This window comes from Hymenobacter mellowenesis, from assembly GCF_030581005.1.
Classification (GTDB): domain Bacteria; phylum Bacteroidota; class Bacteroidia; order Cytophagales; family Hymenobacteraceae; genus Hymenobacter; species Hymenobacter mellowenesis.
Window position 1 is genome coordinate 553,297 of sequence record NZ_JAUQSX010000002.1, and the last position, 15,069, is coordinate 568,365.

13 protein-coding genes are annotated in these 15,069 nt (G+C 59.3%); 6 read left to right on the plus strand and 7 right to left on the minus strand.

What is annotated here, in order from left to right; genetic code table 11:
* Positions 1 to 71: 71 nt before the first annotated feature.
* A complete protein-coding gene (locus Q5H92_RS06355; protein WP_305010656.1) occupies positions 72 to 1,334 on the minus strand; it encodes an ATP-grasp domain-containing protein in 1,263 nt (420 codons plus the stop codon).
* Between the two features lie 78 nt (positions 1,335 to 1,412).
* Positions 1,413 to 2,120 (minus strand): esterase family protein, encoded by a 708-nt coding sequence (locus tag Q5H92_RS06360; RefSeq protein WP_305010657.1) that lies wholly within the window; start codon positions 2,118 to 2,120, stop codon positions 1,413 to 1,415.
* 138 nt (positions 2,121 to 2,258) lie between these two features.
* On the opposite strand from Q5H92_RS06360, the gene Q5H92_RS06365 reads away from it, so the two are divergent.
* Both Q5H92_RS06365 and Q5H92_RS06370 read left to right on the plus strand, forming a co-directional pair.
* On the plus strand, positions 2,259 to 3,818 hold the full coding sequence (locus Q5H92_RS06365; protein WP_305010658.1) for an alpha/beta hydrolase-fold protein: 1,560 nt from the start codon (positions 2,259 to 2,261) through the stop codon (positions 3,816 to 3,818).
* A gap of 287 nt (positions 3,819 to 4,105) precedes the next feature.
* Entirely contained in the window at positions 4,106 to 4,357 is a 252-nt protein-coding gene (locus Q5H92_RS06370; protein ID WP_305010659.1) for a hypothetical protein, read from the plus strand.
* Here the strand turns inward: Q5H92_RS06370 and Q5H92_RS06375 are convergent.
* Entirely contained in the window at positions 4,354 to 4,980 is a 627-nt protein-coding gene (locus tag Q5H92_RS06375; protein WP_305010660.1) for an ATP-binding protein, read from the minus strand. The genes Q5H92_RS06370 and Q5H92_RS06375 overlap by 4 nt on opposite strands.
* A gap of 114 nt (positions 4,981 to 5,094) precedes the next feature.
* Positions 5,095 to 5,520 carry a DUF3127 domain-containing protein gene (locus tag Q5H92_RS06380; RefSeq protein ID WP_305010661.1) on the minus strand — a complete coding sequence of 142 codons (426 nt, stop codon included), beginning with the start codon at positions 5,518 to 5,520 and terminating at the stop codon, positions 5,095 to 5,097.
* A 127-nt stretch (positions 5,521 to 5,647) separates the two neighbouring features.
* Here Q5H92_RS06380 and Q5H92_RS06385 point away from each other — a divergent pair, with 127 nt between their 5' ends.
* On the plus strand, positions 5,648 to 6,571 hold the full coding sequence (locus tag Q5H92_RS06385; protein ID WP_305010662.1) for an isoaspartyl peptidase/L-asparaginase family protein: 924 nt from the start codon (positions 5,648 to 5,650) through the stop codon (positions 6,569 to 6,571).
* Between the two features lie 139 nt (positions 6,572 to 6,710).
* Here Q5H92_RS06385 and Q5H92_RS06390 read toward each other — a convergent pair whose 3' ends face one another.
* The 3 genes from Q5H92_RS06390 to Q5H92_RS06400 all read right to left on the minus strand — a co-directional run bounded on the left by Q5H92_RS06390 (position 6,711) and on the right by Q5H92_RS06400 (position 10,712).
* Positions 6,711 to 7,694 carry an aldo/keto reductase gene (locus Q5H92_RS06390; RefSeq protein WP_305010663.1) on the minus strand — a complete coding sequence of 328 codons (984 nt, stop codon included), beginning with the start codon at positions 7,692 to 7,694 and terminating at the stop codon, positions 6,711 to 6,713.
* 176 nt (positions 7,695 to 7,870) lie between these two features.
* The gene (locus Q5H92_RS06395; RefSeq protein ID WP_305010664.1) at positions 7,871 to 8,794 is read right to left on the minus strand and encodes a cyanophycinase; all 924 of its coding nucleotides are present in this window, start codon (positions 8,792 to 8,794) and stop codon (positions 7,871 to 7,873) included.
* Between the two features lie 94 nt (positions 8,795 to 8,888).
* The gene (locus tag Q5H92_RS06400; RefSeq protein ID WP_305010665.1) at positions 8,889 to 10,712 is read right to left on the minus strand and encodes a M1 family metallopeptidase; all 1,824 of its coding nucleotides are present in this window, start codon (positions 10,710 to 10,712) and stop codon (positions 8,889 to 8,891) included.
* A 407-nt stretch (positions 10,713 to 11,119) separates the two neighbouring features.
* Between Q5H92_RS06400 and Q5H92_RS06405 the strand changes: the two genes are divergently transcribed.
* The 3 genes from Q5H92_RS06405 to Q5H92_RS06410 all read left to right on the plus strand — a co-directional run bounded on the left by Q5H92_RS06405 (position 11,120) and on the right by Q5H92_RS06410 (position 15,018).
* Positions 11,120 to 12,862 (plus strand): L,D-transpeptidase family protein, encoded by a 1,743-nt coding sequence (locus Q5H92_RS06405; protein WP_305010666.1) that lies wholly within the window; start codon positions 11,120 to 11,122, stop codon positions 12,860 to 12,862.
* A 317-nt stretch (positions 12,863 to 13,179) separates the two neighbouring features.
* Positions 13,180 to 13,845: a helix-turn-helix domain-containing protein gene (locus Q5H92_RS26635; protein ID WP_369811123.1), complete on the plus strand. Its 666-nt coding sequence runs from the start codon at positions 13,180 to 13,182 to the stop codon at positions 13,843 to 13,845.
* A gap of 987 nt (positions 13,846 to 14,832) precedes the next feature.
* Positions 14,833 to 15,018: a hypothetical protein gene (locus Q5H92_RS06410; RefSeq protein ID WP_196284743.1), complete on the plus strand. Its 186-nt coding sequence runs from the start codon at positions 14,833 to 14,835 to the stop codon at positions 15,016 to 15,018.
* The last annotated feature ends 51 nt before the right edge of the window (positions 15,019 to 15,069 follow it).

The window sequence follows — 15,069 nt, forward strand, 5'->3', positions numbered from 1 at the left end:
GAGACAAAGACGACCCCGCATGGCCCGGCGCGCGCAAGCCGCACGCCGGGCCCGACAGAAGTCGTAGGGAACTATTCGCCTTTCTTAGGAGCGGCTTTTTTAGCAGCCGGAGCCTTAGCAGCGGCTGGGGCTTTGGCAGCGGCCGGTTTCTTCGCGGGAGCCGAAGCGGGAGCGGCTTTGGGCGCGGCCGCTTTCTTGGCGGCCGACTGCTGGCTGGCCGATAACTCGCCGGTGGGCGGCTCGGGCTTGAAAGCGCCAGCGGCTTTCTTAGGTGTGGCTTTCTTCGCGGCGGCTTTCGGGGCACCGGTGGCGCCCAGGTCGTTGGTTTCGCGCACGGCCTGGCCCATCTGCACGTTGGCGCCTATGGTGGGCGAGCCCTTGGGGGCGGCGCGTACGGAATCCTGCACGAAGGTGCCCCAGGTGAGGTTGGTGCGGCCGGCGCGGTTGGACTGGGCGCGTTCGATGGCCAGCAGCGCGGCGTGCTCTACCACCCACTCAAAATTCTCAGGACCAACGGAGTTCACGTCGGCATCAGGGGCGGGGTTGCCGAAGTCGATTGCGATGGGCACGCCGTCGCGCACGGCGAATTCTACCGTGTTGAAGTCGTAGCCCAGGCCCTGGCACAGGCGCAGGGTGTAGTCCTTGATGGTGTCGAGCAGCTTCTGGCCGGCCTCGCCCTCGGTTTTCATCGTAGTCTGGTACCGCTCGTGGGGGGCGTTGCGGGGCTCGTAGGGCATGATGAGCACGTGCTTGCCGCCCAGGCAGTAGCAGCGGAAATAATCCTCGAACTCAATGGCTTCCTGGTAGAGCATCACCAGCTGGCCGGTTTCGTCGTAGGCGCGCCAAGCTTGCTCGGGGTTGTCTACCTTATAAACGCTCTTCCAGCCGCCGCCGGAGTGGGGCTTCATGAAGGCCGGGAAACCGATGTGCGCGAAGGCCTTGTCCCAATCGAACAGCGACAGGTTGCGGAAGGAGTTTTCGGTGGTGTCGTCGGGGCGGTGCTTGCTGGGGAGCAGCAGCGTTTTGGGCACCGGCACGCCCAGCTGCACGGCCAGCGCATTGTTGAAAAACTTCTCGTCGGCGCTCCACCAGAAGGCGTTGTTGATAACGGCCGTGCCTGTGAGGGCGGCATTTTTGAGATAAGCGCGGTAGAAGGGCACGTCCTGCGAAATGCGGTCGATGATGACATCGTAGCCGCAGGGCACGGCCTGCTCCACCTGCTCAATGTTCACGAACTCGGCCGTAATGCCGTTCACGGCCTTCTGGTTCACGCGGTCGACGAAGGCCTGCGGGAAGGTGTTTTCCTGGCCGAAGAGGATGCCTATTTTTTTCATAACGGTAAAGGGTGTTTGGGTAGCGGTTAGGCTAATTGGTGAAGAATTGCGGGGTGAAAGAGTGGGAGTGGGTGGCGCTTAGCCAATAGTGTTCAGGTACTGCGGAAACATTTCGCGCCACACGGGCCAGTCGTGGTTGCCAAAGGGCTTCACGTCGAGCGTGTGCCGGATGCCTTTCTGGCTGAGAATATGCGACATCTGGAAGTTGGAATCTTTACAAAAGTCATGCTCGGCGGTGCCCAGAATGATGTTCATCCACTGAAAATGCTCGCTGTGCGCGCCGGGCAGGTATTCAGGCGGGTTGTTGTAATACAGGTTTTCGTCGTGGTAGCCGTCCACAAATTGCCGAATGTCGAAGGCCGCGCCCATCGTGAAGAGGTGGGCCACCTGGTTGGGGTGACGGAAGGCAAAGTTCAGGGCATGAAAGCCCCCGAAGCTGCAGCCGGCCACGCCAATCTTGTCCACGTTGCACTCCTGTTGCAGCATGGGAACCAACTCGTCGCTGAGAAACTGGTCGTAGAAAATGTGGTTTTTAATCCGCACGTCCGGGGGCAGATGCTTGGCGTACCAAGAGTGCGCGTCGATGCTGTCGATGCAGAACAGCTTCACGCGGCCGGCCTCGATGAGCGGGCGGGCCGCCTCGATGAGCTTGAAGTCGCGGGCTTCGTTGTCGTGGCCGCCGGAGGTGGGAAAAATGACCACCGGGTAGCCCCAGGTGCCAAAAACCAGCATGTCGATGTCCTGGCCGAGGTGGTGTGAATAGAAGCGGCGGTGTTGTTCCTGCACGGGTGGAGGGCTGAAGGGATGAAGCCGTCCGGGTGGTGCGGCGCGGCAAACTAGTAAAGAAATGATGGACCTGCTGCATTTAACCGGTTTAAATTTGCGCACCAGCCGCAATTCCGACGGGCGCCGTTACTTTGTTTGATGCTTTCAGACCTCATTAGCCCCGAAACTTCCCCCATCGGCACCCGGCTGTGCCGGGAAGTGCTACCGTCCAGCTTTTTGCAACGCGACGTGGAGGTGAGCATTCTGCTGCCCCCAGCCGCCGCCGAAACCGCCGCGCCGTACCCCGTGCTCTACCTCAACGACGGCCAGGATTTGGAGCGTCTTCAGCTGCAGCCCACCCTCGATGCGCTGTACGCCCGCGGGGCCGTGCGGCCCTTCGTGCTGGTGGCGCCCCACGCCAACGAGTTGCGCGTGCAGGAATACGGCACCGCCGCCCACGCCGATTTCAACGGCCGCGGCAGCTTGGCCGGCGCTTATACCAATTTCGTGCTACAAGAGCTGGTTGACTTTGCCCAGACTCACTACAAGGCTTCGGCTAATGCGGCCGAGGCCGTGATAGCGGGCTTTTCACTAGGCGGCCTTTCCGCTTTTGATATTGCCTGGCACCATCCGGAGGTGTTTGCGCGGGCCGGGGCATTTTCGGGCTCCTTCTGGTGGCGGCAACGGGCCGTGGGCGCCGGCTACACGCCCGCCGACCGCATCATGCACGGCCTCGTGCGTGCCCGGCGCCCGCACCCCAGCCACCGCTTCTGGCTGCAAACCGGCACCCTCGACGAGCGCGGCGACCGCAACGAAAACGGCGTCATCGACTCCGTTGAAGACTGCCTCGACCTCATCGAGGAGCTTATCAAAGGCGGCCTCGATGCCCAACATGCCCTGCGTTACGTGCAGGTGGAGGGCGGCCACCACCACCCCGACACCTGGGGCCGCGTGATGCCCGATTTTCTGATTTGGGCCTTCGGGCAGGAGGGAGGCACTGCCACACTGCCCGCACCGCTGCCCGTGGTGCGCCTGCAACTCGACCCGCACCTGGCGCCGTCCATCGTGCCATCCTCGGCGCCGGGGCAGGTAGAAATTCTGCCTTTGGTGTTGCCAACAGACATGCCTTCAATAGTTCCCCCGCCAGCGGCGGCCGACCTTCCCACCCGCCAATCCGACTTCGCCATGCCCATTTCGCGCCCCGTCGAAGGCGATTTTCTGCCTTACGCCGGCAACTATATCAACTTAGTGCCCGAAGGCACCGACCCACGCCGCGCATTGCGCACCCAGCCGCAGGAAATCCACATCATATTTGCCGGCCTGAGCGAAGCGCAAACCGAGCAGCCCTACGCTCCCGGCAAGTGGAGCCTCAAGGAAATGCTGCTGCATCAAATTGACAGTGAGCGCGTTTTTACTTACCGGGCGCTGCGCTTTGCGCGCGGCGACGGCCAAAACCTGCCGGGCTTCGAGCAGGACGATTACGTGACCTGCAGCGGCGCCAATGCCCGCTCCCTCGCCAGCTTGCTAGCCGAGTACGATGCCGTGCGCGCTGCCACCGTGGTATTGGCCGAAAGCTTTACCGACGAGCAGCTAAACCGCCGGGGCACTGCCAATAATGGCCCGGCCACGGTGCGGGCCCTGCTCTTCATCATAGCGGGGCACGAGTTGCATCACCTCAACATTATTCGCGAGCGGTATCTGCCTTTTCTGCAAGGTTGAGCCAAATTTTATACCTTCGCCCGTGACAACACGCCGGCCCGGCCGTGCGTTGAAATACCTGCAATCAACCTTTACCAAACTTCTTTTCAATCATGGCCAAAGCCCAAGACGCCCGCAAAGAGAAAAAGAAAGAACCCGTTAAAACGATGAAAGAGAAAAAAGCGGAGAAGGACGAGAAAAAAGTAGCCCGCGCCCGCAAGCAGGAGTAGTTTCTGAAACCAATAAAAAAGGGGTTCATTCCAGATAATCACTGGAAAGAACCCCTTTTTTTATACCAAGTTGTCAGTATGAAAGTCTTACTTACGAAGGAAGAAGTGGAAAAGCTGCTTTTCAATTTGTGCGTAAAGTTGGGCTTTTGCTTGCCATTGGTAGCGCAGCGAAGAATCATCAATAGCCCGCCAACCAATGTTGACCGATTCGCCGATGTGGTTTATAAGGCCGAAGGCTTAGACCCGAAGCTGGCAAGCCCGCTGTATAATCAAGTCCACAAGATGGTGGCGGAGGCGTTTCAGCAACACGAGGATTCTGGAGAAAGCTAACTCGTATAATACGGCTCCTTCTCCTTGTCGTGGTGACGGATGTAGCCGTGCAACACCAGCTTTATCAGCGTCTGATAGGCCCGGCGTTTGCCGAAATTCACCAGCTTCATGTATTGGGCCAGGGTGATGCGGGGGTTAGTTTTCAGGTAGTCGATGGCGGCCAGTTCCTGCTTGTTGAGCGGGATTTTCTCGAAGCGGGCCTCGGGCTGCTGGCGCTCCAACAGCTTCTCGGTGAGGCCGCTGGTTTGCACGCTGGCGTCGCGCACGCGCACGTAGGCGCGCCAGTCGTCGGGGGCTACCTGGGCGCGGTGGGGCTTGTTGAAGCTTTCGGGTACGGTCACGATGAGGACGGTGCGGCCGTCTTCTTCCATTTCCTGAAAGCGCAGGCTCGTGAGCGGGGGCTCGACGTAGTGCTGGGCGGCTTCGCGCAGAACGAATAGTTCTTCCTCAGCATCGCGCACGCCCAGTATGCGGCCGGCGTCGTCGACGCCCACCAGCACCTGCCCGCCCCGGGTGTTGGCCAGCGACACCAGCGTGCGCGAAATGCGGCTCGGATGCGTGGTTTTTTGCTTGAATTCCAACTCCTCGCCCTCGCCGCGCGCAATCAGTTTGTGTAAATCCATACCTAATTCATACGAAAATCGGACATAAAAAATGCCGCACCTGAAGCTCAGATGCGGCATTTTTTATGGTTTAGCTACCCGAAGTAGCAGAGCCGGAAAACGGTTGGACGAGTCTTAGAAAGGCAGGTCGTTGTCGTCGTCGCTGGCAATGGGAGCCGCCGACGACGGCTGGGCACGCAGCGTGGGGTTCTGGTTCTGGGCAGCGGGGCGGGGAGCGGCTTGCTGGCCACCGCCGTAGCTGTTGCCGGCGTTGCCACCGCCCGAGGCGGGCTCAATCTTCCAGGCTTCCAGGTTGGTGAAGTACAGCATCTGGCCGTTCTTGTTGAAGCCGCGGCCGCGGAGGTTGAAGGTAACCTTCACTTCGTCGCCCATTTTAAAGGGGTCGATGAGGCTGGTTTTGTCCTGAACCATCTGAAACTTAATGTGCTCGGGATACTGGCCGTCCTGGACTTCGAGCACGAACTCGCGCTTGCGGAATTTCTCGCTTACCTGCTGTTCGTCAAAGATTTCGTGCAGCCGGCCGGTTACGTCGTATGCCATAAAACTGGGGGTGTTTTGGTAGTAAAAAACTTGAACATCAAACCTACGAATAAAAACGCTAGCGGCGCGCTAGCCGTTCCCTCCGTCTACCTTTGCAGCCCATTTAAGCCGCTTATTTCCCGAAAAAATGTTTGCACTCGCCATCCACGGCGGCGCCGGTACCATTGCCCGCGCCTCCCTCTCGCCCGATGCTGAACGCGAGTACCGCGCGGCCCTCGAAACGGCCCTGAACACCGGCTACGACCTGCTGGCCCAGGGCGCCGCCGCCCTCGATGCCGTGGAGGCCGCCGTGCGCAGCCTCGAAGACTGCCCGCTGTTCAACGCCGGCCGCGGGGCCGTGTTCACCCACGACGGCCACCACGAAATGGACGCCGCCCTCATGAGCGGCCACAACCGTCTGGCCGGCGCCGTGGCCGGCGTGCGGCAGGTGCAAAACCCCATCCGGGCTGCCCGTTTGGTAATGGAAAAAACCGAGCACGTGCTATTAGGATTCCCCGGCGCCGACGAGCTGGCCCGCGAATACGGCCTGCCGTTGCAGCCGGTCGAGTACTTTTTCACCCAGCATCGCTACAACCAGCTGCAGGACGCCCTGAAAGCCGGCAAAATGCAGCTCGACCACGCCGCCGACCCCAACTGGAAAAAAGGCACCGTGGGCGCCGTCGCCCGCGACCAGCACGGCAACCTGGCCGCCGCCACCAGCACCGGCGGCATGACCAACAAGCGCTACTCCCGCATCGGCGACACGCCCCTCATCGGGGCCGGCACCTGGGCCGACGAGCGCTGCGCCATCAGCTGCACCGGCAACGGCGAATATTTCATCCGGGCCGTGGCGGCTTATGACATCGCCTGCCTGATGGAATACAAAGGACTGCCGCTAGAAGAAGCCTGCCGGATTGTGGTGCAGGACAAGCTGGCGCCGGTAGGCGGGGAGGGTGGCCTCATTGCCATTGATGCGGCCGGCAACATTACCCTGCCCTTTAATTCGGAGGGAATGTACCGCGGTAGCCGGACGGAAGGCGGTGCGGCCTGGGTAGCTATATATAAGGAGTAGAAATTTGAAAAAAGAACGTCATGCCGAGCGTAGCCGAGGCATCTCACGTGCCGAAGTAATGCTTTCGATTCAACGATTGGATTACCACCACACGCGAGATGCCTCGGCTGCGCTCGGCATGACGTTTAAATTATTCGTTTTACCAGCTGTAATGCACTAGCGGCCGAATTCGCTCATCATAAATTTTCCGCACCGCCTGCATTTGCTCCGCTGAGAGCGGGGGCAACTCAGCCGCCTTCAGGTTCTGCAGAATCTGCTCGGGGCGGGAGGCGCCCGGGATGACGCAGCTCACTTCGTCGAACATCAGAATCCAACGAAGGGCAATGTCGGCCAGCGGTTGGTTGGGGAAGGCTTGCTTCAATTCCTCCACGGCGGCGAGACCAGTGGCGTAGTCGACGCCAGAGAAGGTTTCGCCTTTGTCGAAGGCTTCGCCGTGGCGGTTGAAGTTGCGGTGGTCGTCGGGCGCGAAGGTGCTTTGGGGCGAGAACTTGCCGGTGAGCAGGCCGCTGGCTAGGGGCACACGCACAATCAGGCCGATGTCGCGCCGGGCGGCTTCCTTGAACAACAGCTCCGGCGGGCGCTGGCGAAACATGTTGAAGATGAGCTGCACGGTGGTCACGTTCGGGAATTCGATGGCTTTCAGGCCTTCCTCTACTTTCTCGATGCTTACGCCGAGGTGCTGAATCTTGCCTTCGTCGCGCAGCCGGTCGAACAGCTCGAAGATTTCGGGCCGGTAATACACATCCGTGGGCGGGCAGTGCAACTGGATGAGGTCGAGGGTTTCGAGCTGCATGTTGCGCAGGCTGTCTTCCACGAACTGGCGCAGCGCGGCGGGCTGGTAAGCGTCGGCCGTGTGGGGCTGCAGGCGGCGGCCGCACTTGGTGGCCACGAAAATGCGCTCGGAGCGAGAACGGACCAGCCGGCCCACGGCTTTTTCGCTCTCGCCATCGCCGTACACGTCGGCAGTGTCGATAAAATTGATGCCCGCGTCGATGGCGGCGTTGAGAATCTGGTCGGCGTTGGCGTGGCTGAAGGGTTCGCCCCATTTGCCGCCTACCTGCCAGGTGCCCAGGCTGATTTCGGAAACGGAAAGACCGGTTTTGCCCAGTTTGCGATGGTTCATATTAAGGAGGAGAGGTTTGGAGATTGATGAATCAGTGAAAAAGCCTTGTCACGACTGAGTTGGCAAAGCCAGGCGAAACCGTCATACGGCTGCCGGCAGCTGTTGACAACATTCGCAGCAAAAAGCCCGCTCATCTCCTCGATAAGCGGGCTTATTCAAAATCAGGTTTGCGGCGGCTAACTGGCCGTTTCGGCGGGCTCGGAAGTAACCGCCGACGCAGCAGGAATCGGGAGAGCGTCTTTGCTGGCGTAGAATTTCCGTTCGCGCATGTCATACACGTTGCCTTTGGCCAGCACGTGCATGGTCACGTTTTCGATGGACAGCACCGTGCCCTTCTTGGCGGCGGCGGCGTTGTTGTGCTGGATATCGTGCCCATCGAGGATGATAACCAGGTTAGAGCCAATGGTTTCCACCCAATTGCCCTGGGTGATGAGTACGCCGGTATCCTCGCCCAGGCCAATGCCGATGAGCTTGGGGTGCAGCGCCACCGACTCGATGAGGCGCCCGAACCGGCCACGCTTCACAAAGTGCGAATCGACGATGGCGGCCGGCAGCAGGCCCAGGCCGTTGCCCATTTTCACGGCGCCTTTCAGCAGCGCATCGGGCACCGAGCCGCCCCGAATCATGTGCTGCGACATGGCCATGGCCCCGGCGCTGGTGCCGGCAATCACGAAGTGCGACTCGGCATAGTAGCGCTGAATCATGCGGTCGAGAAAGTCGGTTTCGCCGAACATCTCGCGCAGCCGCGACTGGTTGCCGCCCGAAAACATGATGACGTCGGCCGCCAGCATGCGCTCCAGGTACTCGGGCTGGCGGGCATCTTCGGGCGTCCGAATGTCCATGATGCCCACGTTCAGGCAGTTGAGCATGGCGAAAGAGCCCGTGTAAATCGGACCCACTTCTGCCGGAATCATTGAGGCGGTGGTCACGACTTCAATGCGCGGGTCGGTTTTGCCCGTTTCGAGCACGATGCGCTTGAGGATACCCAACTCGAAAAAGTTGAGGTAGTACTTGCGGCGGGTCCGGGGGTTGGGGTACGTGCCCTTGTCCTCGTTGCCGCCCACGGCGATGAGCTTGCCAAGCGGAATGATGGTTTTCAACGGATACCTTATTTATATAGCGAGAAGATGCAAAAGTAAATGCCACCGTCGTGGCAGTGGCCCAGGCCAGGGGCAAAGTTCGGGCCGGACGCGCTTATTGGTGCTCGGCCAGCAGCGCATCGAGCGTGCCAGTGGCCACCGAATGGTAGTTGGCCCGGGCCTGGGCGTAAATTTTGCGGGCCCGCTGGGCGCCGTCGGGCGTGGCCAGCAGCGCCCGGTACAGTGGTACTAGGAACCTGCGCCGCCCCACGTGAAGCAGAAAATTTTCCAGCGCCGTATCAGCCGGCACATAACCGGCCCGCAGCGCGTGCGGAAACCAGGCCGCCAGAATTTCGGCGTTGCCGGAAGTGGTGAAGTCGAAGGTTGCGTCCAACTCAGCCAATTCTCCGGCGGAGATAGTGGGAGGGAGGCCGTGCAGAAAATGGACCCACTCGTGGCTACTCCAATCGTGGGTAGCTTCAGCAACCCCTACCGCCGAAGCACCCTCCGCCAATTGGGCCAGCGCGGCATCCGCTACTTCGAAGCGGCGGGAAGTGACAGCCGGTGCATTGCCGGGCAGCCCCGGGGCCTCCACCCAGGCCGCCAGGTTCAGCCGCGCTTCGAGGCCGGGCTCCTGGTCCAGCAGTTCGGCGCGGAGGTAATGCAGGAAGGTGGCCGTGTCCATGGCCTGAAAACTGAAGCGAGCGAAGTACTCCTTAATAAAAGCATCGAGCCGGGGGCGCCCCACCAACGACTCCAGGGTAAGAAGCAGGGCGCAGCCTTTCTCATAGGCAATTTCGGTGAGGCCCTCGTCCGGGTCGCGGCCGGCCAGGGCGAGGTGCAAATGGGTGTCGGGACTCGAAACTCCGATTTCCTCAATGGTATGGTGCAGGGCGGCGCGGCCCAGCACCTGCAGCATATCTGCATACTCGGCGCCATACAAATGTTCCATGATGCGCCGCTCGAAATACACCGTAAATCCTTCGTTTAGCCAGAAATCATTCCACGTTGCATTTGTAACCAGATTGCCCGACCACGAGTGCGCCAGCTCGTGGGCCACCAAACTCGTCAGGCTGCGGTCCCCGGCGAGGATGGTAGGGGTAACAAATGTTAATCGGGGGTTTTCCATGCCACCGAAGGGAAAACTGGGGGGCAGCACTAGTAAGTCGTATCGCTCCCAGCGGTAGGGGCCGTACAGCTGCTCGGCCGCTGCCACCATTTTTTCCAGGTCGGCAAACTCGTAGGTCGCCGAGGGCAACGTCGCCGGCTCGGCGTAGATACCGGTGCGGCCGCTCAGCGGCGCAAAGGCCAGGTCGCCCACGGCCAGGGCCATGAGGTAGGCCGGGATGGGCTGGGCCATGCGGAAGTGGTACTCGCCCGCCGAGTCAAGTTGCTGTGGGTTCTCGGCACTCATTAGTGCCAGCAGATGCGGAGGCACCCGCACCCGCGCCGCGTAGGTAAAGCGGATGCCCGGCGAGTCCTGGCACGGCAGCCAGGTGCGCGCCAGAATAGCCTGCGACTGCGTGAAGAGAAACGGCTGGCTGCCGGCCGTCTGGGCGGGCTCAAGCCATTGCAGGGCAGCCGCGGTGGCCGCGGTGCGGTAGCGGATGCGGACGGCCGTCGTTTCGGGCTTCAGTGCTACGTTCAAGGACTGGCCCAGCACCGGGTCGGCCGGGCCCTGCGTGAAGGACGCCGACAACGCATTTCCGGCGGTGTCGATGCCCTCGACGCTTTCGATGGTCAGGTCCCGCGTGTCGAACACCACCTCGGTCGCCTGGTCGGAATTGCTCAGCTGCCAGGTGGCCGTGCCGGCCAGCGTGTGGGCTGCGAAGTCAACGGCAAGGTCCAGGTCGAGATGACGGACCCGCACCGGGCTTTGGCTGGCGTGGCTGTGCGGGTCTTGCGGAAGGGTTTCGGATGGAGACAGGGAAGGAGCCATAAGCGAAGGATGGTGCGGGAAGGCAGAGAGGAAATCGTGAGAAATCAGAAAAACTGGGGTGTCAGGTAGCAAGGTGAAATTGATACCCCTCGTTTTTCGCCGGCAACCTGGGTCAGCTGCAATTCAGACAGGTCGACTTTGTGCCGGGCCTATTTGCTCAACGACGTTGACAGCAAGTGGATTAACGTTGGAGCGGCCGGTGCCGGGGAGCTTGAACAGGCTTCAATGGTACGAAGTTGGCACGATTACGGGCAAGGTAATAGCGTGCTGTGCCTCGCCAGGGTGTAATTTGCAGCCGGACAGCCAGCGGGCGGGTCCGCCGCAACTTCCCATTAAGCTAGGCAGTACAACGCCCAGCTGCCGGCAGTTGACCGGTGGTCATTTTTTCGTTCGCTTCATTCCTTTCAATGTCATTATTCCTTCGTTTTTCTTCGCTGCTCTGGGTGCTGCTAGCAGCCTTCATTGGCGGCGCCTCTCTGCAGGCCTGCGGCTCCGATGGTAGCCAGTCGGGTGAAGGCAGCAGCGCTGCCGGCGCAGCGGCCGTGCGGGAGCTGGGCCCCCAGCCCCTCATCGACAGCACCTACGTCATCAACACCCTCCGGGCTCAGCCCCAGTTCAAAGCCCAACTGACGCCTGCCCGCCGGTTCTACCGGGAGCGCCAGTTCCGTTTGGGATGGTTCAAAGACCATCAGCCGGTGGTTCAGGTCAAGACTTTGCAGGATATAATTGCTAAAGCTGCGGATGAAGGCTTGAACGCTAAAGACTACCAGATTAAGGACTTTAGGGATTTGTTTGCTCAATTAGAAAAGGCTCGCGAGGACTCTATCAAGCGCACGGCTCTGGAGCGGGAAATTGACGTAGCCCTGACCGGCACCTACATGAAATGGGCCTCGGACTACTACCGGGGCGTAGCCAATCCGCGCGACCTGAAGAGCACCACCTGGCAGGTAAAGCCCAACAAAATCAAGCTCAACAAAGCCCTGGCCACCTTCCTGGGCGAGCGTAAAAGCCGCTATAACTACTACGAGTTTGCCCCCCTGCACCCCGAGTACGACCAGCTGAAAAAGGCTCTGGCCACCTACCGCGCCCAAGAGCGGGCGGGCGGCTGGCCCGCCTTGCCCGCGGGCTTAAAGCTGAAGCCGGGGCAGTCGTCGCCGGCGGTTGCAGCCCTGCGCAAGCGGTTGCTCAACAGCGCCGGTGGTGAAGCCGCCAGCACGCCCCTCGCCGATTCGGCCCGCGTGGGCGCGGCTCCGGCCGCCTACACCTACGACGCGGAGGTGGTGGCCGCCGTCAAGCTGTTCCAGCAGGATGCCGGCCTGAAACCCGACGGCGTGGTGGGCGGCGAAACCCTGCGCCAGCTCAACGTGCCCATCGGGGCCCGCATCGACCAGCTCATCCTGAACATGGAGCGCTGGCGCTGGCTCCCCAAACGCTTCGAGCCGAACTATCTTTTGGTGAACATTCCGGAGTACACCCTGCACGTGGTGGAGAACGATAAGGAGGCCTTTTCGATGCCCGTCATCGTGGGCAAAGTGCTCCATGAGACGCCCATATTCAGCGACAAAATGGAGTACGTGGTGCTGGCCCCTTACTGGAATGTGCCCTTCAGCATCATCGAAAATGAGATGCGGCCTAAGCTCGTGGCCGACCCCGTAGGTACCCTCAACCGCCTGAATATGGAGGTGGTGAAAGGCAGTGGACGCAAGGCAAAAGTCATCGACCCCACCACCGTCGACTGGGCCAACGTGACGCAGAATACCTTCAAATACACCCTGCGCCGCCGCCCCGGCCCCGACAATGACCTGGGAGATGTGAAGTTCATCTTCCCCAACTCGAACGACATTTACCTGCACGACACGCCACACGATGCGCTGTTTTCGCAGAGTGCCCGCAGCTTTAGCCACGGCTGCGTGCGCGTGAAAGAGCCCGTCAAACTGGCTACTTACCTCCTGCGCGATAAGGCCGGCTGGGACCAGTCCACCATTCTGGACACCATCGCCACCCACCGTGAGAAGTACATTTCGCTCAAAGAAAAGCTGCCGGTTTACCTGGTATACTTCACGGCCTGGGCCGATGCTGCTGGCCACCCGCACTTCCGCGATGATATCTACGGACACGATAAGACCCTAGCCAAGGAGTTTTTCGACTAGCTGACCAAATCCTAGTCCAATCAGGGCTCGGCATTGGCACACGCTAACACTGCTAAAATAAAGTCAGATTTGCGAAGCCCGGTTGCCAATGGCAACTGGGCTTTTTGCTTGGAATACCTTTTACAAGACCATATTATGAACAGATATGTTAATTACAAATGTGTATTAAGTATGAGTATTGTTCACATGGCTATTCGATTTACTATTGTGTCACATAATCTGAAAACCCGCAAAGTCACTTATGTAAACTGAGGACTATGGCAGTTGATAACAGTCTTCAAAAAACCGTTCTTACATTTGTAACTTAGTAATTGCAAATGGTTGAGCGTATCAGGCTGCTGCTGGACACCCGGCAACTTTCTCCGACCCAGTTCGCAGATGCCATTGGCATTGCGCGGCCCATCGTGAGCCACATCCTGTCGGGCCGCAATAAGCCCAGCCTCGAAGTAGTGCAACGGATACTGGCGTCTATGCCAGACTTGTCGATGCCCTGGCTGCTGAACGGCACGGGTCCCATGCTGGCTGGGGCGCCGTTTTCAGCCCCGGCTAATGCCCCAGAGCCACTTTTACCGCCCGTTGAACCGGCTAAGGTGCCTACTCCCGCACCAATCGTCGTCCCCCTGTCAGCTGGTGGTTCCGCCGCAAAGGCTGTGAAAAACCGTCAGGCCCCTTTGCCGAGCACGGATGAGTCGGTTGGGGAGGCCGTATCGGCCCATCGTGCTATGCCCGGGCGCTTTACGCCAAAGAAACCCCAGCCAGCGGCAAATACTGCAGTCCCCGAGGCCCCTGCCATCCAACCGGTGCCCGCAACTGAAGCTTCGCCGCTGCCTGAGCCTTTGTCGGCACCTATCCCCGTCGCTGAGCCCGCCAGCGCACCTCAAAGCAGCACCGCCGCCCAACTCATAGCCGGTTCGGATAAGCCAATTCGGCGTATTGTGATTTTCTACCGGGACGGGTCTTTTGCCGACTTTCAGCCGGAATAATCTCTTCCTGACAGACCCATTGCAAGGGATAGTTTCAGCGGGCGAAGGCCGGCAGAAACTGCGGGCTCATCTTGCCTGTGCAGAAAGGAAGGAAGCTTCTGGGGAAGCTTGTGGCACCTGGAATAATGACTGCTTTGCCAGTGTATCGGGCGCGTCACAGCCATGACGATGCTTTCCATTGCACACTATCGGACCCTCGCTGTTAAGCATAAACGGAAGTGACCACAGCCAGAATATTGAAGACGCTTGGTAGATTCAAAAGCGAGCTGGTGCTTAATGAAATGCAATTTGTCAGTATGTTAGTAGGTCCCTTAAATCGTTCTAATAGTAGTGGGGTGTGTAGGTAGTAAAATAAATATTTAGTTCTTTGTGTTGCTAATTTATATGGGGAGCATATCGTGATGTGTTATAAGGAGTTTTTATTTTTCATATAGTGTTAATATTCATAGTAATAATAAGCGCTAACGCGTTGAATACATTAAGCTGGTTGTTGGCTGTTAGGCGGGCCTGGCAGTTCGGTAATGGGTTTCTTGATGCTCATTTTATGAGATGCTTTCGAAACCTGCGCCTGGTAGAAATGACAGGAATTATACTAAACAATTTGACATGCCTTCTAAGCGGTTAAGTTATAATCGTCAAAACTCGTGTTTATCTTCGTTACTAACTCTCTGAGCGCATCTTTGCTCTTGACTTAAGTAGAAGGGTTGAGGCCCCAACCGGCCATAAATACGATTTCTAAAGTGATAGGGCTGCCACACTGAATGGCCGGTTTTGGCGAAGTGGCTTCGGCTGCTTCAAGAGGTGATTGCGCAAGAGCGCAAATAGAATTGTCAATTGTAAATGGGCTTTGATGCCCGTCTTGCCATCAACTTTGGCCTCGACTTATGCCAGTGAATCTCTCAGTCTAGGTGCGCCTTTCGTTGCGAGCAGGGCGTGAGATAACCGGTTGCGGTTGTCCAATTGGCGGCGCTGGGCTACCTTCGCAGCATGAAACTGACCCGCACGAATCTTTGGTTGGCCGCCGCTACGGCCATGCTCCTGACGGCCTCCTGTTCCCAGGCTCCCGATGCCGCCGAGGCTGAGAAAGACCCTTCCGCTGATGCTGCCTATAAGCGCGCCCACCGCGCCGAAGGCTACCGCGAAGCGCAACGCTCCAACGTGACCCGTAACTAAATCTTCCGGCCAGTCACCTTTTAGGTGATGGCCCTATGATAAACAAAAAGC